This window comes from Acidithiobacillus ferrivorans (assembly GCF_016250455.1).
Taxonomy (GTDB): domain Bacteria; phylum Pseudomonadota; class Gammaproteobacteria; order Acidithiobacillales; family Acidithiobacillaceae; genus Acidithiobacillus; species Acidithiobacillus ferrivorans.
The window spans coordinates 3,095,292-3,114,452 of sequence record NZ_CP059488.1 but is presented as its reverse complement, the minus strand read 5'-3'; the positions used below and the strand labels follow the sequence as shown (position 1 = coordinate 3,114,452).

Sequence of the window (19,161 nt, the reverse complement as noted above, 5' to 3'; positions counted from 1 at the left end):
CTACCCCCAGGATGTCACAGTGACACCAGCGCGAACGCGAAGAATGGAGCTGATTTATCTTGATAGCTGCGTAGCGCCTTAACTTAACGCCCCCACATCCACCGTTACCGTCTGTCCCTGCAAGCGCGTATCTATCCGCCGTGCGGCCTCCTGCAACAGCGGTACCCAGCTTTCCTGACGGCGCTCAATGGGTGCGGAGATGCTCAGTCCGGCATTCCAGGGCAGTGGCCCACGGAGCAGTACCCCAAGGCAGCCGACGCCGATTTCCGCCTCTTCATTATCCAGCGCATAGCCGCGCTCCAGAGCCGTGCGGGCGTCCTTCCAGAGTGTCGGGATGTCATGCAGGGTGTGTATGGTGAGCGCCGGTAAGTGGGTGCGGATGGCATAGCGCTCGACCGCCGCCTCACCATTCAGCGCCAGCATCAGCTTGCCGACGGCTGTGGTGTGCAGGGGCGCGCGACTGCCGATCACTTGCTCTACCCGCATCATCCGCGACGGGGTGGCGCGCTCCACATAGACGACTTCGTCGTCCTGCTGAATGGTGAGGTTCACCGTCTCCTGCACCTGATCGCGCAGCCAGGCCATGATGGGCCGGGCGATGGCGCGCAGGTCGCTGCGACCGGGGGCGAGCTGCGCCCAGTCTTGCAGGTGGGGGCCAAAGCGGTAATGGCCGACGGCGTCCCGGGTGATCAATGTGTTGTCCTGTGCCGAAGCGAGAATGCGGAAGGCGGTGGAGGGCGCCAGTCCGGTTACGGCGGCGAGTATCTTGAGGGTGGCATTGCCGCCCTCCGCCGCGAGGGCGTCCAGCAGGGCGCGCAGGCGGTCGATGACCTGGATGGAGGAGCTTCTGTCGCTGGCAGAGTCTGACATGGAATATTCCGCATGGTGGAAACGATACCCTATTGCGGAATCATACGGTCTTGCTTACAGTGGGTGCAATCTTTTTTTGTCACAGGATCATCACGCCATGACCGCCCCAAGCACCTTGCCCGCTAACGCTCCCGCCTTTTGCGCGGGTATGTTCCACTTTGGTGAATCGTGGCCAGATTTTGCGGAGTACGGCCGCAGTGCCGCCATCGCCGCTGGCCACAAAGCGATCCCGCATCCGGCGGCCAAAGCAGCCGTCTACCAGACCCTGCTCATGGCCGACGCCCTGCGCTACTGCACCTTGCAGGTCTGCGCCGCCAAATCCTCCGGCCATCCCGGCGGCTTTGCCTCCAGCGTTGAGGCTTATGCGGCGCTGGTGATGCTCGGTCATACCAACATCGTCACCGAAGTGGGCCACCACGCCCCCGGTTTCTACAGCGCCATGTTCCTCGACAGCTCGCTGGAGGATATGGGCATCCGCGACATGAATGACATGATGGCGCGCTTCCGCGAGCAGCATGGTCTGCTTGGCCACCTCTCCGGTGCCATCCCCGGCCTGCTGGCGCCGGCGGGCCCATTGGGGCAGGGACAGCACTTTGCGATGGCGGGCGCGTTGCTGCATCCCGGCACCCTCTTCCCGGTGACCATCGGCGATGGCGGTTTCGGCGAGCCGTACGTGCTGAGCGCCATGAAGCACTTCCACTTTGCCTACCCGCAGGTCACCAATTACCTGCCGGTGCTGGTCTGGAACGGCTTCAGTCAGGAGCATCACTCCATGGTCTCCCTGATGACGAATGACGAGATGATCGCCTACTGGCGCGCCCATGACTTCGACGAAGTCATCCTCGTGGATGCCAGGGACTTCGACGATGCCGGTCAGGAAGGGGCCTATGTCGACTCCGCGCGCTTCTCCTTCGGCCAGCGTCTGGCCTTCATGGAGGCGGTGCTGACCGGTGTGGCCAGGGCGGCGGACAACGCCCTGAGTGGCCGTCACACCGCCTTCATCCTCAAGCAGTTGAAGGGTGCGGGCATGCATGTTTCGGGTGCCAAGTCCCATAATCTCTATCCCAAGGACACCCCGGAATCGCCGGAGATCAAGACGGCGCTGGAGCAACGTGCCCTCAGTCCGGAAGCCTGGGCGCTGGTGCGGGAGAACTTCGCGCGGGCCGGTGGTGGTCCTGCCGCGAAAACGGCGGTGACCGAGCAGGTGCTGGACATTGCCCCGCTGGGTGACTTCCCCATGCAGGATTTCAATGTCGGCGAGCAGGCCGTGCCCGCCACCGCCATGGGCGCGCTGGTGGCCTGGCTGGGGCAGCAGGACCCGCGCTTCGTGGTGACCAATGCCGACGGCAATGAAGCCTCGGCCATGAAGAACATCAACGATGCCCTGAAAATCCGCCACCCCACCGTGGATCCGCTGTACAACCAGCAGCCCGGCGGGCAGGTCTATGAGCCCTTGAACGAAGACGCCTGTGCGGGTCTGGCGGCGGGTCTGGCGCTCTTCGGTAGCCGTTCCCTGTGGCTGTCTTATGAGTCCTTCGCCATTAACGGCTGGCCCATCATGCAGACGGTGGCCCAGGCCATGGCCGAGCTGCGCCGCAAGACCCCGTCCACCGTTTGCATGTTCACCGCCGGTGCGCTGGAGCAGGGCCGCAACGGTTGGACCCATCAGCGTCCGGAGATCGAGAATTACTTTGCCGCGCAGATGCGCAACGGCAACGTATTCCTGCTCTATCCCACCGATGCCAATACCATCCAGGCGGCCTACGAGTACGCGGTGAACAGCGTCAACAAGTCGATGGTGATTGTGGCTTCCAAGAGCCCCCTGCCGGTGCGCCTGACCATGGCACAGGCCCGCGCGGCGGTGCGTAAGGGGGCGGCGCTCTTGCATGATACGGGTGCCGGGCAGCGCGGCACCGTGACCCTGGCGGTGACCGGCGATATGGTCCTGCTGCCGGTTTTTGCGGCCAGGGATGTGCTGGAGACAGAGGGTTACCGGGTGCGGATCGTTTCCGTGATTAACCCCCGTCAGTTGTATCGTCCGGTGGATGTGGCCGCGCATACCGTTTCCGAAGCCGATAGCGGCTTCATGCGCGACGCGGATTTCCACGCCCTCTTTGCCGGGGACTGGCTGCTGGGCATCAGCGGCGGCACCTCCGGGGCGCTGGAGCCGGTGCTGCTGCGCAGCCGGGCGACACAGCGCGATGTGCTGGCCTGGTTGCGGGGTGAGACCACTGCGACGCCGGGTGAGTTGATGGCCTTCAACGGGATTACCGCCGAGACCATCGTCGGTAAAATCCACGGCTTTAACGCCGCTTAGGGACGACGCGGATGACCGACAGCAAGATCATCGTCATTGACGACGACCCCACAGGTTCGCAAACGGTGCATTCGTGCCTGCTGCTGACCCGTTGGGATGTGGAAACGCTGGGCATCGCCCTGCGCGATCCGGCCCCGCTCTTTTTTGTCCTCAGCAACACCCGGGGCATGGCGGCCGCGCAGGCGGCGGCGGTGACCCGCGACATCTGCCAGAATCTGCGGGTGGCGCTGGACCGCTTGGCGGCGACGGGGCAGGCGCTACAGCCTATTCTCGTGAGCCGTTCCGACTCCACCTTGCGCGGCCATTATCCGGTGGAAACCGACGTCATGGCCGCGGAACTGGGGCCTTTTGACGCCCACTTCCTGGTCCCCGCTTTTTTTGAGGGCGGGCGCATCACCCGCGACAGCGTGCATTACGTACGCCAGAACGGGGTTGAAACGCCCGCCCACGAGACGGAGTTTGCCCAGGATTCGGTGTTCGCCTTCCAGCACAGCTATTTGCCGGATTATGTGGAGGAGAAGACCCAGGGGCGGATTCCGGCGGCGGCAGTGGAGCGCCTGACGCTGGCGGAGTTGCACGCCGGCTGCCTGCCGCGTCTGCTGGCGCTCAAGGACAATGCTTGTGTGGTGGTGGATGCCGTGGAACCTGCCGATCTCGCCGTTTTTGCCCGGGATTTGCGAGTGGCAGCGGCACAGGGCAAGCGCTTCCTGTTCCGCAGCGCCGCCAGCCTGTTGACGGCACTGGCGGACTTGCCGCCGCAGCCGGTCGCGGCCACTGCTATGGCGCGACTGGTGCGCGGCGGCAAGCCGGGTGCCATCGTGGTCGGCTCCCATGTGCGCAAAAGCACCGAGCAACTGGAGCACCTATTGCAGGAGCCCGGTCTGGAGGCGATCGAGGTGAATGTGGATGCCTGCGCAGGCGACGCGCGGTCCAGGCAATTGCCAGCCATTTTGCAGCGGGCGGCAGCGGCGCACGCCAAAGGCTTGGACGTGGTCATCTACACCAGCCGCGGTGAGCGCCGTTTTGCCGATCAGGCTGCCCGCTTGGCCTTTGGGGAGGCGGTGTCAGCCTTCCTCATGGCCGTGGTGCGGGGCTTGCCGGAGGATCTCGGTTTTCTCATCAGCAAGGGCGGTATTACCTCCAATGATGTGCTCAGCAGCGGTCTTGCCCTGCGCATGGCGCGGGTCATGGGGCAGATTCTGCCGGGCTGCTCGGTAGTGGTCTGCCCTGCTGATCATCCCCGCACGCCCAATCTGCCGGTGGTGATTTTCCCCGGCAATGTGGGGGATGTGGAGGGCCTCGCGCTCGTCCGTCGGCGTTTGCGCGGCACGACAATTGAGTAACGCGTTCCATGTCTGCCCCTCCTGACAGCGCCGCTTTTCTCGCCGAACTGCGGGCGGCGCTGTCGGCGGAGGCGGTGTTGAGCAGTGCGGAAGAGCTACGGCCCTATGAGTGTGACGGCCTCTCGGTGCTGCGCGAGTTGCCGCTCTGTGTGGTCTTGCCCACGGACCGGGAGGGCGTGCAGGCGGTCCTGCGAATTTGCCAGCGCTACGGCGTGGCGGTAGTGCCGCGTGGCGCGGGTACCGGTCTATCGGGGGGCGCGCGTCCGATCCGCGGCGCCGTCCTCCTCAGTCTGGCGCGCCTGCGTGATATCCTCGCCATCGACCTGGAAAACCGTACCGCCCGCGTCCAGCCAGGCGTGCGGAATCTGGCTATCAGTGATGCGGCCCGCCCCTTGGGCCTGTATTACGCCCCCGACCCTTCTTCGCAGATCGCCTGCAGCATCGGCGGCAATGTGGCGGAAAATTCCGGGGGTGTGCATTGCCTGAAATACGGTCTCACCGTCCACAATATTCTGGCGCTGGAAGTGTTGACGGCGGCGGGCGAAGCCCTGCAGATTGGCAGTCAGGCCCCCGACAGCCCCGGCTATGATCTGCTGGCGCTGATGACCGGTTCCGAGGGCCTGCTCGGGGTGGTGACCGAATGCACGGTGCGCCTGCTGCCGGTGCCGGAGCATACGCTGGTGCTGCTTGCCGCCTTCGCCAGTGTCGTGGCGGCGGCGGAGTCGGTCAGCGCCATCATTGCCGCCGGGATCATCCCTGCCGGATTAGAGATGATGGATCAGCTCGCCATCGAAGCCGCCGAGGATTTCGTCCACGCCGGCTATCCCCGCGATGCGGCCGCGATTCTCCTCTGCGAGCTGGACGGTTCGGCCGTAGAGCTGAAAGAGCGCCGCCAGGAAGTGGAGGTGATTCTCCAACGGCACGGCGCCAGTGCCATCCGCATGGCCGAGGATGCGGCGACCCGCCTGCTGCTCTGGAAAGGCCGCAAAGCCGCCTTCCCGGCGGTGGGGCGTTTGGCCCCGGACTACTACTGCATGGATGGCACGATACCCCGTCAGCGTCTCGCCGAGGTGCTGGAGCAGATCGCCGCCTGGTCGGTCGAATATGGTCTGCGGGTGGCCAATGTCTTCCACGCGGGCGACGGTAACCTGCATCCCCTGATTCTCTACGATGCCAATGCCGAAGGGCAGTTGCACGCCGCCGAAACCTTTGGACAGCGCATCCTCGAACTCTGTGTGGCCGTCGGTGGCAGTGTCACCGGCGAGCACGGTGTCGGCGTCGAGAAGCTGGATAGCATGTGCGTCCAGTTCAATGCCGCCGAGCTGGCGCAACTACATCGCATCAAATACGCCTTCGACCCCGAAGGTCGCCTCAACCCCGGAAAGGCCGTGCCCAGCCTGCATCGTTGCGCCGAGCTGGGGGCCATGCATGTGCATCATGGCCAGTTGCCCTTCCCCGAACTGGAGCGTTTTTGACATGGACCAGAGCCAAGCCTTACAGGCGACCGTGCAGGAGGCCCATGCCAGATCCCGACCCCTCACCATTCGCGGCGGCGGGACCAAGGCCTTCTATGGCCGGCAAACGCCGGAATGCGACCTGCTCGAGCTCAGCGGTCATCAGGGCATCGTCGACTACGCGCCCAATGAACTCTTTATCACCTTGCGCGCGGGTACACCCTTGCAGGTACTCGAAGCGCAACTGGCGGAAGCCGGACAGATGCTGCCCTTTGAACCCCCGTATTTCGGACCCGCCGCGACCATCGGCGGCACGCTGGCCTGCGGCTTCTCCGGTCCGCGCCGCCCTTACGCCGGATCGGCCCGCGATGCGGTGCTGGGCATGCGTATCCTCAACGGCCAAGGCGAGATTCTGCGCTTTGGCGGGCAGGTCATGAAAAATGTGGCCGGTTATGATGTGTCGCGGCTGATGGTGGGGGCGCTGGGCACCCTCGGCGTCCTGCTGGAGGTCACCCTCAAGGTCTTGCCCCGCCCTACTCACAGCCTGACCCTGCGCCAGTCGGCAGCCCCCGCCGCCGCCATCCCGCGCATGAATCACTGGGCTGGACAGCCCTTGCCGCTCTCCGCCACCGCTTATGATGGCGAACATTTGTATGTCCGTCTTTCGGGCACAGGGAGCGCCGTGCAGGCTGCACAAGCCCGGCTCGGTGGTGAGCGCCTGGCTGATGCCGAGGCGGCATCCTTCTGGGACGACTGGCGCGAGCAGCGCCACGTCTTTTTTCAGGGGGATGCGCCCTTGTGGCGCCTGGCCGTCGCCCCCGCCACACCGCCTTTGCCCCTCCCCGGCCAGACCCTAATCGAATGGGGCGGTGGCCAGCGCTGGTTGCGTGGCCGCCGCGATGCCACCGCCGTGCAGCGGTTGGCAGCACAGCACGGCGGTCACGGGACGCTGTTTCGCGGCGGCGCGCGCGGCGGCGAAGTGTTTCATCCCCTCGCGCCACCACTGCTGGCGGTACAACAACGGCTCAAAGCCGCCTTCGACCCCCATACCCTACTCAACCCCGGCCGCATGTTCGCCGCACTCTGAGGCTCGCCCATGCAAACCCAGATCGCCCCCCGCTTTCAGGACGACCCCGCTGTGGCCGAGGCCGACGCCATTCTGCGCACGTGTGTCCACTGCGGCTTCTGCACCGCCACCTGTCCCACCTACCAGCTTCTCGGTGACGAACTGGATGGTCCACGCGGCCGCATCTACCTCATCAAGGAGTTCTTCGCCGGGGCCCCGGCCACCGGGCATACCCTGACCCATCTGGATCGCTGCCTCACCTGCCGCGCCTGCGAAACGACCTGTCCGTCCGGTGTGCGCTACGCGCGACTGGCGGAAATCGGTCGCGAGTATATTGAGGCCGAAGTGGGCCGTCCGCTAGTGGAGCGGCTGAAGCGCCGACTGCTGCGTGCTATCGTCCCGCACCCGGGGCGCTTCCGGCTACTGGTACAACTCGGCGCTGCTTGCAAACCCCTGCTGCCGGAAGCCTGGGCGCGTAAGGTCCCGGCGCTGCCCAAACCCTTGCCGGCCAGATCCACTGCCTTGCAAGCGGCCCAGCAACGGCGGGTCATCGCCCTCGCTGGCTGCGTACAAAGCGTGATGACCCCGGCCACAGGGGTGGCGCTGGAACAACTACTCGGCACCCTCGGTATTGCCGCAGAGGTCCCGGCCAGCGCCGGCTGCTGTGGTGCGCTCAGTCTGCATCTCAACGCCCACGCCGAAGCCCAAGACTACATGCGCCGCAACATCGACGCCTGGTGGCCGCTGATTGAAGCCGGAGCCGAAGCCATTCTGGTCAGCGCCAGCGGCTGCGGCAGCATGGTCAAGGAATACGGGGAGGCGTTACAAGGCGATCCGGTGTATGCCGAAAAAGCCGCCCGCGTCGCCGCCCTGGCCCGCGACCCCAGCGAATGGCTCCTGGACCACGCCGAGGAAATCCCTTTTGTGGCTGCCGATCGCGGCACCGTCGCCTTCCACGCCCCCTGTTCCCTGCAACACGCCCAGCGCCTGCAAGGGGGGGTCGAAACGCTCCTGCAACGGGCGGGTTACCGCCTGACCGGCGTCCGCGACAGCCACCTCTGCTGCGGCTCGGCGGGCACCTACTCCATTTTGCAGCCCGTGCTGTCCCGGCAGTTACGCAATCAGAAGCTGGCGGCTTTGCAGGCCGAACAGCCGGATTGTATCGCTACGGCTAATATTGGTTGTCAGATGCATTTGCAGAGCGGGTGTGCGACACCGGTGCGGCATTGGTTGGAGCTTTGTGCCGAGGCTCTGCAAAGATGAACCCGCTAAATGACCCCTGGAATGAGCCGGTAGGTGCGATAGCGGTATTCTTGATAAGCGGGTCCGAAGGCATTCGTCAGGATGTGTTCTTCTTTGGCGATTCGCCAGAGGTAGACCACAATGACGGGAAGGATGATCATGACCGCGGTGGTCAAGCAACCAAACGACAGCGCCAACCCGGAAAAACACAGCAGCGCTCCCGTATAGGACGGATGGCGCACCATGCGGTACGGTCCATGCCGAATCAGTCGATGTCCGGGCTGGATAGCCAGGTCTACGGTGAAATATCTCTTTAACGTCATGATTGCATATGATCTCAACAGTAATCCCGCTATCAGCAATGAACAAGCTATCCGCGGCAGATATAGCGCTATATGCGGCTCCTGGCGGATTTCTGCCGCCACCATACAAGCCCAGCTTCCGACGCTGGCAAAGATCACGGTGTTGAATATGGTTGAGGATCCAGCGTCTTGCTTGTTCGCATGTATGGGTGACCGAAAAAAATATTCCAGATACAACTCCAGCAATATCCATGCGGATAGCGCCACCAATAGTAAAACCGCTGATACTGTCATTCACCACCTTCTTTGATTCTTTGCCCAGTTGGTATAACCCTAACCATGTCCCACCATACGCCATATTGCTGCCGCAATGAACAGCTACGGTGCATCCACAGACATTATCGTGGCTGATCGGCGGGAATCATGGCGCGGCAGAGGAAGAAAGGGGATCTTCGTTAATCCAGCCGTAGCCACCCCTTGCGATAAAATACCCACGCCGTCAGTACTTCCACCAGCACCAGCCCGCCGGTCACCGCCGCAAAGCCATAACGCCAGTGTGGAAAAGGCCCTAGCGGCACATTCATGGCTGCGGCACCCGGAATAAAGAGCGGAATCGTCGCGAGAATAATCAGCGCCGCCATGAATTTGAAGAGGTGGTTCACATTGTTGTGCACTACGTAAGCATAAGACTCCAGCAGCTCATTGATGGTCGCCTGATCACTGTCCACCTGATCCCGCACCTGGGACAGCTCGATGCGGGTGTCTTCATGGATTTCCATCAGGCCAGCGTCCTCGGCGGGCAGGAAATGGCCGATTTCACTGACCACGTACTCCAGTTGCAGCAGGCCCAGATCCAGCGCCAGCAGGCGGTCATTGATGTCCAGACCGCGATACACCACGTCATGCCGTTGCGCCTGGCGCAGATCCCGTTCCACCACGGCCATCTCCCGGGCCACTGACCGCGCTGTGGGCAGATAATTGCGCGTGACTTCGGCGATGATGCGCAGTACCAGTTCCCAGCGTTTGCGTGGTTTTCGCGGATCAATCAGTCGGCTCAGGAAGGGAATCTCCCGCTCGGCCAGGGTGACAAAATAGCCGGGTACGAAATACAAACTCAGGGGTACCAGCGTGAATTGTCCTGCTGCACCCTCTTTCGGTAGTGGTACCTGGAATTGCAGAGAAATCAATCGCTCTTCCTTGATCAGCGGGCGCGATGCCTCGCCTTCCAGGCGTTTGCGCAGAAAGCTCTCGGGGATGTCCAGGGTCATCGCCGCCTGCGTCAGCTCGTTGGCCGAGGGGGCGACCAACGCCATCCAGCTCCGCCGGTTGGCGTTCCCGGACAGCAGACAATCGCGGGTGATGCGCATCATGGAGCTGCCCTCACATGGAAAAGAAGCCGTGTTTGCGCGCCCAGTGCGCGAACAGCCAGGTCACGCCAAAGACATAGGCGAGTAATCCGAACCAGAGATAATGCCAATGCTCAAGGGGCAGGGGCGTCATCATGTGCCAGGGCATGATGAAAGCGATGGGCATCATGAGCAGGGCCAGCCATACCGTCATCACCTTCATCACCGTATGAGCATTGTTCTGGACAATGCCATTATAGGCATTGGTCACCGCCAGATAGCGCTCATGAATCAGGTTGACGCCCTCTTCTATCCGGCGCTGTTCGCGCAGTGCCACGTCCAGCAACGGATAGACCGGTGATTCACCGGGTGTGGCACGCAGCGCATCGCGGAGAATGAGGCCGGTTTCCCGCAGGGCGATAACCAGTTCGCCGAGGTCCCGATTCAGGACCACAATCTGGCGCAGTTCGACGTTACCCATGGAGGTTTTGAGGGCCATGCGCAGCACTTGCAAACGTTCCACCAGCACCCGCGCCACCCGCTCGTGACTATAGATGACATTCAGCAGCACGCGCTGCAGCACTTCGCCCATGGCGCTTTGCCGTAACTCGCCCAGCCAGTCCTGCTGCAACGGCTGGAGCAACATTTCCTCGCCCAGAATCGCCAGACTCCGTGGCGTATGATGCAGGGTCAGGTGCGTCATCCGTGCCACCGTGCCGAACTGCGCATCTTCTTCCAGCAGTGCTACGGGCAGGCGCAGGGTTATCTCATCATGGTGACAATAAAGGCGTTGTTCTGCGCAGTGCCGCAGCGCGGCTTCCAATTGCGGACACCGCTGCACCTGCTCCGGCGTCAGCAGAAAAAGCCCGTCAGCCGTATAGCGTTCGGCGGCGATCCATGCCCCTGCGGTTTTATCGTAAAACTGGCAAGCCATGGCGCGCACTCAGATCCAGTCTCTCTTGCGGAAAATCACGAACAGCATCCCGGATATCGCAAATCCGCCCCCCATGAGCACCGGCCACGCATAAGTCCAATTCTGCAGGGGCAGGGGTACATTCATCCCGTAGATGCTCGCCACCGTTGCCGGTGCCGCCACGACCACGGTCCAGGCCGTGATGATCTTCAGGGTGTTGCTGATATTGTTTTGCAGCACGCCGACATAGGCATCCATCATATTGGTAATGGTGGAGGCGTAAATTTCGGTCATGTCCCGCGCCTGCTGAAGATCGATGAGGGCGTCGGCGATGTCTTCCAGATCGCCCTCGTCCTGTTTGAGCAGCGGCAGGCGCATGGTTTGCTGCGCGACGGAGATATTCCCTTTGAGTGCCGAAGAAAAGAGAATGAGACTCTTGTTGAGCGCGAGAAGTCGAAAGAATTCATTGTTATTCTGAGAGTTGCGAAGTATTTTCTCGGTTGCGGCAATTTCGGTATTGATAATGCGCAGGGCGCGCAGATAGTCCCGGGCGATGGCCTGAAAAATCTCCGCCAGCAGCCCGCGCACATGTAGGGCCTTACCGCGCTGGCGCTGCCCGCGCAATTCGTCCCAGAGGGCGAGGGGCTGGGCACTGGCCGTTACCATCTGCTGGGGCAGGAGCCAGAGCCCCACGGGCAGGGTACGGAAGCGCAGTTCGGCGGCGGCCTGCATGGGGGCGGGCACCTTGAGAATGATCAGGGCGATATCGCCATCCCGCTCCAGACGCGGGCGCTCATCCTCGTCGGAAACGTCCTGAAACAGATAATCCGGCACCTGCAAATGCTGGGCGACAAAATCCAGCTCTGCGCTCGTCGGCGCCACCACCTGAATCCAGGTGGCGCTCGGGGGCCACTCGAAGTCCGCGGTGACTTTCAGTTCAGCATCCGTCTCTTCGTTAAACCAATGCAGCATTCCGACCCCTCCGTGCGCCCGTCAGCCCGTTCATATCCAGCCTTTCCGCCTGAAAATCAGTGCCAGCCCGGTAGAAATGCTCGCCCCCAGACCCAGCACGACCCAAAAAATCCAGGCTGTCTTTTGAAATGGCAGGGTCGTATTTACTCCGTAAAGGGTCGCCAGCAGACTCGGCACATAAAAGATCATGGCCAGCACCGTCACCACCTTCAGACCATGATTGATGTTGTTCTGCACCATGCCCGCGTAGGCGTCCATCATCGACGTACTGGTTCCGGCATAGACCCGCGCCCGCTCATGGGCTACCTGCAATTCCAGCAGGGCCGTGTCGATCTGCTGGGTGGCGGGCAGATCGTCGCGGATTTCCGGTAAACGGGAAATCTTGAAGGCCGTGGCGATATTGCCCACCAGCGCCACCTCAAAGCGGGTCAGACTTTTGCTGATCTCCAGCAGGGTAAAAAAGTCGCCATTGCTCTGGGTCCAGTCCAGTTGCTGCTCGTTGTCGTGGATGGCGGCATTGAGTTGATGTAGTGCGTCTTCGTAGCTCTGCGCCAGAATCTTGAGGATGGCGGCGAGAATTTCGACGCTTTCCGGTGGGCTGGAAAGATGCTCCATCTGCGCGAAAAAAGGCGATAATGGTGCGAAATCCCGGGCCAGCACCGTGGTAATTCGGTTCCCTTGCAGGATGATGCCCAGGGGCCGTTGTTCCCAGCTGTCGACATCCGCGTCATTACCCTTCACCGGGAATTGCAACGTAATGAAGACGCGCGCGCCATCGCGGCGTAGCCAGGAGCGCTCATCGGGGTCGAGGATGTCCTGGGCAAAGTCCCAGTCGTCCGCCAGCTGTCCCGCCCGTTGCCAGTCCGCGGGCAGCGGCGCCGTGAGATGCCGCCAGCCGCCCGCCGCCGGTTCGGGCGCCGACGTCAGGGCATGCGAATCTGCTGGCAGGGACACATCCATGATGCTCTCCAGATCAGAAGCGGGCTATTTCGGCACCGGTGCCCGGAGTCAGCGTTTATGAAGGGCGCCGCACGCCGTGCCCCTTGGACCGCAGGACGGAGCCTTTTATACTGGACTTTCCGTCATCCTGTAAAGGGAATACCGCCGTGAGCAGTGCGCAGCAGTCACCCGAAAGCAAAGCCTTTTTACCCCTCGCCATTGCCATCCTCACCGTCTCCGACAGCCGTACGCCAGCAACCGACAAGTCCGGTGACAAAATTGCCGAACTCGCCAGTCAGGCCGGACACCGGATTGCCGCCCGCCAGATCAGCGCCGACGACGCCGAATGCCTGCGCACGCAACTGCGTGACTGGATCGCCGACCCCACCATCGACGTGATCATCGCCACCGGCGGCACCGGCGTCACCGGCCGCGACGTCACCCCCGAAGCCCTCGCCCCCCTCATCAGCAAGCCCATCCCCGGCTTCGGCGAACTCTTCCGCATGCTCTCCTATCAGGAGATCGGCACCAGCACCATCCAGTCCCGTGCCGAAGCCGCCATCTGTGGCGGCACCATCGTCTTCCTTCTTCCCGGCTCCACCGGCGCCGTCCGTCTCGGCATGGAGGCCATCATCATCCCGCAACTGGATATCCGGCACCGCCCCTGCAACCTGAGCGAACTGCTGCCGCGCATCCGCCACGAGCACTGAGGGTATGGTCATGACAGACGACGAAAAGTGGGCGCGCTGGGACGCCTGTTATGCGCAAGTGGGGGCGGTTGAGCCAGAGCCGCTGCCTTTTTTGGCGGCGCATGCGGATTGGCTGCCCGCCGGTGGCCGGGCGCTGGATCTGGCCTGTGGACGGGGCGGGAATGCGTTGTTTCTGGCGCGCCGCGGCCTGGAGACGGAGGCCTGGGATTATGCGGAAAGCGCCGTGGCCGGGCTGCGCGAGCGGGCCGTTGGCTTGCCCCTGCAGGTGCAATGCCGGGATGTGATTGCCCAGCCACCGGCACCCGAGTCATTTGCAGTGATCGTGGTTGCACATTTTTTGCACCGGCCGCTGTTTCCGGCGCTGGCGGCGGCGCTGCGGCCCGGCGGCTTGCTGTTTTATGCGACGTGGGCCGGGGCGTATGCCGGGCGCGGGCCGCAGAATATGGCGTATCGGCTGGGCTTGGGGGAGTTGGCAGGGGCTTTTCCGGGGCTGATTTTACTGGAGTTGCAGGAGGATATGGATCGGGCGGCAGGGGTCTGGCGGTGCTAAGGCCGCACGCCCTGTTTCTCTCCGCCGCCATTCTCCTGGGCGGTTGCGCCACCCAACCGGCCGCAACAACCCGGGCGCCAGCCCCGAAGCCGGGTACCGCCCACACCCGTCATGCGACATTGGACTGGGTTGGCACCTATGCGGGTGTGCTGCCCTGCGCAGACTGCCCCGGCGTGCGTGAGGTCATCACGTTAAACAAAGATCACGCCTATGAGATCACCACCCAATACGTGGATCGTGGTGATCAGCTTTTTCGGCGCGGGAATGTGTTCTCCTGGGTTGATGGCAACACCATCCGGCTGGAGGGCTTGGGCGCTGGGCCGACGCTCTACCGTGTCGGCGCAAACCAGCTCACCCAACTGGGTAGGGATGGCAAAGTGATCACGGGCCCCCTCGCGGCGCGTTTTATCCTGAAAAAAATTGCCAAGACCCGGCGGAAACGCGGATAATCCCGCCATGCAAAATCAATTTGATGTCATCGTCGTTGGCGGTGGTCACGCCGGGACGGAAGCGGCTGCTGCGGCCGCCCGTCTCGGCGTGCGCACCCTCCTGCTCACCCAGAACCTCGACACCATCGGCCAGATGTCCTGCAATCCGGCCATCGGTGGTATCGGTAAGGGGCATCTGGTCAAAGAAGTCGACGCCCTCGGCGGTATCATGGCTCTCGCCATCGATCAGGCGGGCATCCAGTTCCGCACGCTCAACGCCAGCAAAGGCCCGGCGGTGCGCGCTACCCGCGCCCAGGCCGACCGCAGCCTTTACAAACGCGCGGTGCGGCGCCTGCTCGAAGACATCCCCGCCCTGCAACTGTTCCAGGGCATGGTCGGCGATCTGCTCATGGAGGGCGATCAGCTCGCGGGCGTCATCCTCGAAACGGGGCTGGTGCTGCGCGCACCCCAGGTCGTTCTCACCACCGGGACTTTCCTTGGGGGTCGGGTGCACATGGGTGACCAGAGCTACGCCGCCGGTCGCGCCGGCGATCCGCCTGCCAACGCCCTCGCCCAGCGTCTGCGCGCGATGGCCTTTCCGGTGGCGCGCCTGAAGACCGGCACGCCGCCGCGCATCGACGGTCGCAGCATCGACTATAGCGTACTGGAGGCGCAGCCCGGCGACACCCCGCCGCCCGCCTTCTCCTTCATGACCCAGCGCATCGCGGTGCCCCAGCGCGTCTGCCATCTTACCCATACCAACATTCGCACCCACGAGATCATCGCCGCGAATCTGCACCAGTCGGCCATGTATGGTGGCCACATTCAGTCGGTGGGCCCGCGTTACTGCCCGTCCATCGAAGATAAGGTCGTGCGCTTCGCCGCCAAGAGCGCCCACCAGATCTTTCTGGAGCCGGAAGGCCTCGATACCCACGAAGTCTATCCCAATGGCATCTCCACCAGTCTGCCCTTTACCGTGCAGGTGGAACTGGTGCGCAGTATGCGCGGCCTGGAGAACGCCGTCCTCCTGCGCCCCGGTTATGCCATCGAGTACGACTACCTCGACCCTCGCGACCTCCATCTCAGTCTCGAAAGCCAGCGCCTGCCCGGCCTCTTCTGTGCGGGCCAGATCAACGGCACCACCGGCTACGAAGAGGCCGCGGCACAGGGTCTGCTCGCCGGACTCAACGCCGCCCGCCGCGCCCGTGACCTCGCGGCGTGGACGCCCGGCCGCCATGAGGCCTATCTGGGGGTGATGGTGGATGACCTCGTCACCCGCGGTCTCGACGAGCCCTACCGCATGTTCACCAGTCGCGCCGAGTATCGCCTGCAACTGCGCGAAGACAATGCCGACTTGCGCCTGACCCCCCATGGCCGAGCGTTGGGGCTGGTAAATGACGCGCGCTGGACGGCCTTCAGTAGCAAGCAGGACATCGTGCAGGCGGAGCGCCGCCGCCTTGAAGGCCTGCGCATCCACCCCGGCAGCGCCAGCGCCGCGCGTATTGCGGCGAAGACGGAGCAGTCCCTCTCCCGCGACGTTACCGCCCTCGAACTCCTCCGCCGCCCTGACTGGGATTACGTCAGCCTGCTCAACACCCTCGAGTTGCCCCTTTGTACGGATGCCCAGGCCCGGGAGCAACTGGAGATCGAATGTAAATACGCCGGCTACGTCGCCCGCCAGCACGATGAGATCACCCGCGCCGCGCGCTGGGAGGGTACGGATATCCCAGCCGACATGGACTATGCGGCGGTGCGTGGTCTCTCTACCGAAGTGCTGCAGCGCCTCGCCCGGCAGCGGCCCCAGACCATTGGTCTGGCCAGCCGCATCCCTGGTGTGACCCCGGCGGCCATCTCCCTGCTCCTGATCCACGTGAAACGTCGCGGTCTGCAGCAGGTCGGCTGATTCCGATGGGCAAGCCGGAGATGTCTCTGCAGATACTGCGCGCCCGTCTGGATGCCGGGCTGGTGGCCCTCGGCCTCGAAAGTGTTGATGCGGAGCAGCGTACTCTGCTGATCCGCTACCTCGCCCTCCTGCAGCGCTGGAATGCCACCCACAATCTGACGGCGGTGCGCGATCCCCTGGCGATGGTGCCCCGCCATCTGCTGGACAGTCTGGCGGTGCTACCCTACCTGCCGACGGGCGCGGTGGCGGATATCGGCAGCGGCGCCGGATTGCCCGGTATCCCCCTGGCCATTTGCCGCCCGGCGCAACCATTTACCCTGGTTGAACCGGCGGCCAAGCGGATAGCCTTCCTCCGCCATGCCATCGCGGATCTCGGCTTGGCCAACGTGCAAGTTGCCCCACAGGGCAGCGAAGATTACCACCCCGATCCTTGCCCGCAAGTCATTATCAGCCGCGCCACCGCGCCCCTCGCCCGTCTCGACGCCATGACCCGGCACTTGCAGGGTCCGCACACGCGGGTGCTCGCGCAGAAAGGTCCGGGTGTCGAGGCGGAGTTGGCCGCTTGGCCGCGTGCCGCAACCCTCCGCATCGCGCGTCAGGAACTCGCTGTCCCCGACCTGCCGCCCCGTCTGCTGTTTTCCTGGTGGGTATCCGCAAGCACGCCCTAGCCCCCTGCGCCGCTACGGGGTACTCTAAAGGACAATTACTGTCGAAGATGGAAGTCCATCCAGTCATCATGCGCACTGTCGCTATTGCCAATCAAAAGGGAGGGGTGGGTAAGACTACCACCGCCGTCAATCTGGCCGCCGGACTGGCCCAGGTGGGCAAGCGCGTCCTCCTGATTGACCTCGACCCCCAGGCCAACGCCACTACCGGCCTTGGCTTCGGCAGCAGCGCGACGTCGACCATTTACCACGTCCTCCTCGGCGAATTGCCGCTGAGCGCGGTGCTACTGAACGCCTCTCCGGCGGGTCTCTCTCTCGCGCCCTCCAGCCCCGATCTTGCCGGGGCGGAGGTTGAGCTGTATGGCCGCCCCGACCGTGAGCAGCATCTTAAAAACGCGTTGGCCCCAGTGAATAATTTTGAATACGTGCTGATCGACTGCCCGCCCGCGCTCAATATGCTGACCATTAACGCACTGGTCGCCGCGGATAGCGTGTTGATCCCCATGCAGTGCGAATATTATGCCCTCGAAGGCCTGACCCAGTTGCTCGGCACTGTGCGCCGGGTGCGTGCGCAGCTCAATCCACACCTCGAAGTGCATGGCCTGCTGCGAACCATGTTCGACACGCGCAACCGCCTCTCCTCCGAAGTAGGGCTGGAGCTGGAGCGTCATTTCCCGGATAAACTCTATCGTACGGTGGTTCCCCGCAATATCCGCCTGGCCGAAGCCCCCAGTTTTGGCCGCGCTGCATTGGAATATGATCCGGCCTGTGCCGGGTCGCGGGCCTATCAGGGTGTCGCCGCTGAGTTTTTACGCCGCGAGTGGGTGGAGTGAAGCGGGTCGGTCTCGGGCGCGGACTGGACGCCCTCTTCGCCAGTGAAGGGAACGCGGGCGGCGCTATGCGCGAGGTTCCCATTGATCTGCTGCAACGCGGCCGTTATCAGCCACGCGGTTTGATCAGCGAGGAGTCTCTGGAAGAACTGGCCGCCTCCATCCGCAGTCAGGGGGTGGTGCAGCCCATTGTTATTCGGGCCATCGGCGGCGGTCGCTACGAAATCATTGCCGGTGAGCGCCGCTGGCGTGCCGCGCAGTTGGCCAGCCTCAGCCATATCCCCGCGGTGATCCGGGAGTGCAGTGACGAACAAGCCCTCGCCATCGGCATTATCGAAAATATCCAGCGCCAGGCTCTTAATCCTCTGGAAGAAGCCCAGGCCCTGCAACGCCTGCTCGACGAGTTTGGCCTCAGTCACGAAGCGCTGGCGGAATCACTGGGTCGTTCCCGGGCCGCCATCAGCAATCAGTTGCGCCTGCTGCGCCTCTGTCCAGACCTCCATCCCCATGTCGAAAATGGCGCCCTCAGCGCGGGGCACGCCCGTGCCCTGTTGACCTTGCCGGACGGGCGCCAGGTGCAGCTTGCGGAAAAAGTCGTCCGTGAGGCCCTGAGTGTGCGGGCCACCGAGCGACTGGTCCAGGCCGAGGGCCGGGCCAAAGCAGCCAATGCAGAGCCGGACCCCAATATTGCGGCGCTTTCTGCCCGGATCGCCGCGCAGCTGGGGTTGTTCGTCGACCTGCGTGCCCAGAGGCGGGGCGGCGAATTGCGGATTCGCTGGGAGGATCCGGAACAGGAGGCGGCACTTTTTCAACGCCTGGGTGTGTCGCTGGATGATGACGAAAGCTGAGTTTCGACGCTTGACGGGCTGCATCAGCGTGTTTAGACTCAGCGCGTATTCAAGACTTGCCTGTTGAAAGAGCACAAAAAACAAACGGCGATGCTCAACTTCTCGTCGTACGTGGGGCAAGTGACCGCAACTGTATTGACGGTGGCCCTGCTGCTGGCCGCCATAGCGGCTTGGCGCTGGGGGCGGGAAGCAGCCTACGCAGTGCTCTTTGCCGCATTCTTGAGCGTAATCAACATGCTCATTTTGGGTGGACGCCTTGTTGCGCTCCCCGCCTCCACGCAACGCGCTGCACAGCGCCTGGGCGGAGCGGTGTTGCAGCGCTGGATCATCACCATCCTCGGACTGATTTTTGCGATATTCTGGTTGCGCCTGCCGGTTGTCGGGCTGGTCGCCGGATTCTTGCTGACCCATTTCGTATTTTTGGCATTTCTGGTGCGGGAACGTTCCAGGCAAAGGAGTTAAG

At 63.2% G+C, this 19,161-nt stretch carries 20 protein-coding genes; 14 read left to right on the top strand and 6 right to left on the bottom strand.

The features are described 5' to 3' along the window. Positions 1-78: 78 nt before the first annotated feature. Complete coding sequence (locus H2515_RS15640) at positions 79-870, bottom strand: IclR family transcriptional regulator (protein ID WP_198660583.1); 792 nt, start codon at positions 868-870, stop codon at positions 79-81. Between the two features lie 97 nt (positions 871-967). On the opposite strand from H2515_RS15640, the gene H2515_RS15635 reads away from it, so the two are divergent. Genes H2515_RS15635 through glcF form a run of 5 tightly spaced genes read left to right on the top strand, consistent with a single transcriptional unit; the run spans position 968 to position 8,313 of the window. Beyond that, complete coding sequence (locus H2515_RS15635; protein ID WP_198660582.1) at positions 968-3,187, top strand: phosphoketolase family protein; 2,220 nt, start codon at positions 968-970, stop codon at positions 3,185-3,187. 11 nt (positions 3,188-3,198) lie between these two features. Further along, complete coding sequence (locus tag H2515_RS15630; protein WP_198660581.1) at positions 3,199-4,530, top strand: four-carbon acid sugar kinase family protein; 1,332 nt, start codon at positions 3,199-3,201, stop codon at positions 4,528-4,530. 8 nt (positions 4,531-4,538) lie between these two features. After that, positions 4,539-6,005 carry an FAD-linked oxidase C-terminal domain-containing protein gene (locus tag H2515_RS15625; protein WP_198660580.1) on the top strand — a complete coding sequence of 489 codons (1,467 nt, stop codon included), beginning with the start codon at positions 4,539-4,541 and terminating at the stop codon, positions 6,003-6,005. Position 6,006: 1 nt separating this feature from the next. Beyond that, positions 6,007-7,071: a glycolate oxidase subunit GlcE gene (gene glcE / locus H2515_RS15620; RefSeq protein WP_232821456.1), complete on the top strand. Its 1,065-nt coding sequence runs from the start codon at positions 6,007-6,009 to the stop codon at positions 7,069-7,071. Positions 7,072-7,080: 9 nt separating this feature from the next. Further along, the gene (glcF, locus tag H2515_RS15615; RefSeq protein WP_065414021.1) at positions 7,081-8,313 is read left to right on the top strand and encodes a glycolate oxidase subunit GlcF; all 1,233 of its coding nucleotides are present in this window, start codon (positions 7,081-7,083) and stop codon (positions 8,311-8,313) included. 5 nt (positions 8,314-8,318) lie between these two features. Here glcF and H2515_RS16235 read toward each other — a convergent pair whose 3' ends face one another. Next, positions 8,319-8,615: a methyltransferase family protein gene (locus tag H2515_RS16235; RefSeq protein ID WP_232821638.1), complete on the bottom strand. Its 297-nt coding sequence runs from the start codon at positions 8,613-8,615 to the stop codon at positions 8,319-8,321. Here H2515_RS16235 and H2515_RS16230 point away from each other — a divergent pair. Beyond that, entirely contained in the window at positions 8,593-8,904 is a 312-nt protein-coding gene (locus tag H2515_RS16230) for a hypothetical protein (protein ID WP_232821646.1), read from the top strand. The genes H2515_RS16235 and H2515_RS16230 overlap by 23 nt on opposite strands. Before the next feature lie 145 nt (positions 8,905-9,049). Here H2515_RS16230 and H2515_RS15605 read toward each other — a convergent pair whose 3' ends face one another. From H2515_RS15605 to H2515_RS15590, 4 genes are read right to left on the bottom strand one after another with little or no spacing between them, the layout of a single operon-like run. Then, positions 9,050-9,964 (bottom strand): CorA family divalent cation transporter, encoded by a 915-nt coding sequence (locus tag H2515_RS15605; RefSeq protein WP_198660578.1) that lies wholly within the window; start codon positions 9,962-9,964, stop codon positions 9,050-9,052. Between the two features lie 10 nt (positions 9,965-9,974). After that, positions 9,975-10,874, bottom strand: a complete 900-nt coding sequence (locus tag H2515_RS15600) for a CorA family divalent cation transporter (RefSeq protein WP_065414027.1) — start codon at positions 10,872-10,874, stop codon at positions 9,975-9,977. 9 nt (positions 10,875-10,883) lie between these two features. Beyond that, on the bottom strand, positions 10,884-11,825 hold the full coding sequence (locus tag H2515_RS15595; protein WP_198660577.1) for a magnesium transporter CorA family protein: 942 nt from the start codon (positions 11,823-11,825) through the stop codon (positions 10,884-10,886). 30 nt (positions 11,826-11,855) lie between these two features. After that, positions 11,856-12,785 (bottom strand): magnesium transporter CorA family protein, encoded by a 930-nt coding sequence (locus H2515_RS15590; RefSeq protein ID WP_198660576.1) that lies wholly within the window; start codon positions 12,783-12,785, stop codon positions 11,856-11,858. 83 nt (positions 12,786-12,868) lie between these two features. Here H2515_RS15590 and moaB point away from each other — a divergent pair, with 83 nt between their 5' ends. The 8 genes from moaB to H2515_RS15550 all read left to right on the top strand — a co-directional run bounded on the left by moaB (position 12,869) and on the right by H2515_RS15550 (position 19,160). Next, entirely contained in the window at positions 12,869-13,474 is a 606-nt protein-coding gene (gene moaB, locus H2515_RS15585; RefSeq protein ID WP_232821455.1) for a molybdenum cofactor biosynthesis protein B, read from the top strand. 10 nt (positions 13,475-13,484) lie between these two features. After that, on the top strand, positions 13,485-14,024 hold the full coding sequence (locus H2515_RS15580) for a class I SAM-dependent methyltransferase (protein ID WP_198660575.1): 540 nt from the start codon (positions 13,485-13,487) through the stop codon (positions 14,022-14,024). Then, a complete protein-coding gene (locus H2515_RS15575) occupies positions 14,018-14,473 on the top strand; it encodes a copper resistance protein NlpE (RefSeq protein WP_232821454.1) in 456 nt (151 codons plus the stop codon). The genes H2515_RS15580 and H2515_RS15575 overlap by 7 nt, the downstream gene beginning before the upstream one ends. 7 nt (positions 14,474-14,480) lie before the next feature. Then, the gene (gene mnmG / locus H2515_RS15570; RefSeq protein ID WP_198660574.1) at positions 14,481-16,355 is read left to right on the top strand and encodes a tRNA uridine-5-carboxymethylaminomethyl(34) synthesis enzyme MnmG; all 1,875 of its coding nucleotides are present in this window, start codon (positions 14,481-14,483) and stop codon (positions 16,353-16,355) included. Positions 16,356-16,375: 20 nt separating this feature from the next. Further along, a complete protein-coding gene (gene rsmG / locus H2515_RS15565; RefSeq protein WP_232821453.1) occupies positions 16,376-17,023 on the top strand; it encodes a 16S rRNA (guanine(527)-N(7))-methyltransferase RsmG in 648 nt (215 codons plus the stop codon). Between the two features lie 47 nt (positions 17,024-17,070). Continuing rightward, positions 17,071-17,853 carry a ParA family protein gene (locus tag H2515_RS15560; protein ID WP_081919308.1) on the top strand — a complete coding sequence of 261 codons (783 nt, stop codon included), beginning with the start codon at positions 17,071-17,073 and terminating at the stop codon, positions 17,851-17,853. After that, on the top strand, positions 17,850-18,698 hold the full coding sequence (locus H2515_RS15555; protein ID WP_198661500.1) for a ParB/RepB/Spo0J family partition protein: 849 nt from the start codon (positions 17,850-17,852) through the stop codon (positions 18,696-18,698). Before H2515_RS15560 ends, H2515_RS15555 begins: the two co-directional genes overlap by 4 nt. A 120-nt stretch (positions 18,699-18,818) precedes the next feature. Then, a complete protein-coding gene (locus tag H2515_RS15550; protein WP_232821452.1) occupies positions 18,819-19,160 on the top strand; it encodes an ATP synthase subunit I in 342 nt (113 codons plus the stop codon). Position 19,161: the final 1 nt, after the last annotated feature.

Coding starts and splice junctions, on each gene's coding strand:
- H2515_RS15605 (WP_198660578.1), bottom strand. CDS start 9,964: ATGATGCGCATCACCCGCGATTGTCTGCTGTCCGGGAACGCCAACCGG.
- H2515_RS15600 (WP_065414027.1), bottom strand. CDS start 10,874: ATGGCTTGCCAGTTTTACGATAAAACCGCAGGGGCATGGATCGCCGCC.
- H2515_RS15560 (WP_081919308.1), top strand. CDS start 17,071: ATGGAAGTCCATCCAGTCATCATGCGCACTGTCGCTATTGCCAATCAA.
- glcE (WP_232821456.1), top strand. CDS start 6,007: ATGGACCAGAGCCAAGCCTTACAGGCGACCGTGCAGGAGGCCCATGCC.
- H2515_RS15595 (WP_198660577.1), bottom strand. CDS start 11,825: ATGCTGCATTGGTTTAACGAAGAGACGGATGCTGAACTGAAAGTCACC.
- H2515_RS15635 (WP_198660582.1), top strand. CDS start 968: ATGACCGCCCCAAGCACCTTGCCCGCTAACGCTCCCGCCTTTTGCGCG.
- H2515_RS15625 (WP_198660580.1), top strand. CDS start 4,539: ATGTCTGCCCCTCCTGACAGCGCCGCTTTTCTCGCCGAACTGCGGGCG.
- mnmG (WP_198660574.1), top strand. CDS start 14,481: ATGCAAAATCAATTTGATGTCATCGTCGTTGGCGGTGGTCACGCCGGG.
- glcF (WP_065414021.1), top strand. CDS start 7,081: ATGCAAACCCAGATCGCCCCCCGCTTTCAGGACGACCCCGCTGTGGCC.
- H2515_RS15630 (WP_198660581.1), top strand. CDS start 3,199: ATGACCGACAGCAAGATCATCGTCATTGACGACGACCCCACAGGTTCG.
- rsmG (WP_232821453.1), top strand. CDS start 16,376: ATGTCTCTGCAGATACTGCGCGCCCGTCTGGATGCCGGGCTGGTGGCC.
- H2515_RS15580 (WP_198660575.1), top strand. CDS start 13,485: ATGACAGACGACGAAAAGTGGGCGCGCTGGGACGCCTGTTATGCGCAA.
- H2515_RS15590 (WP_198660576.1), bottom strand. CDS start 12,785: ATGGATGTGTCCCTGCCAGCAGATTCGCATGCCCTGACGTCGGCGCCC.
- H2515_RS16235 (WP_232821638.1), bottom strand. CDS start 8,615: ATGACGTTAAAGAGATATTTCACCGTAGACCTGGCTATCCAGCCCGGA.
- H2515_RS15640 (WP_198660583.1), bottom strand. CDS start 870: ATGTCAGACTCTGCCAGCGACAGAAGCTCCTCCATCCAGGTCATCGAC.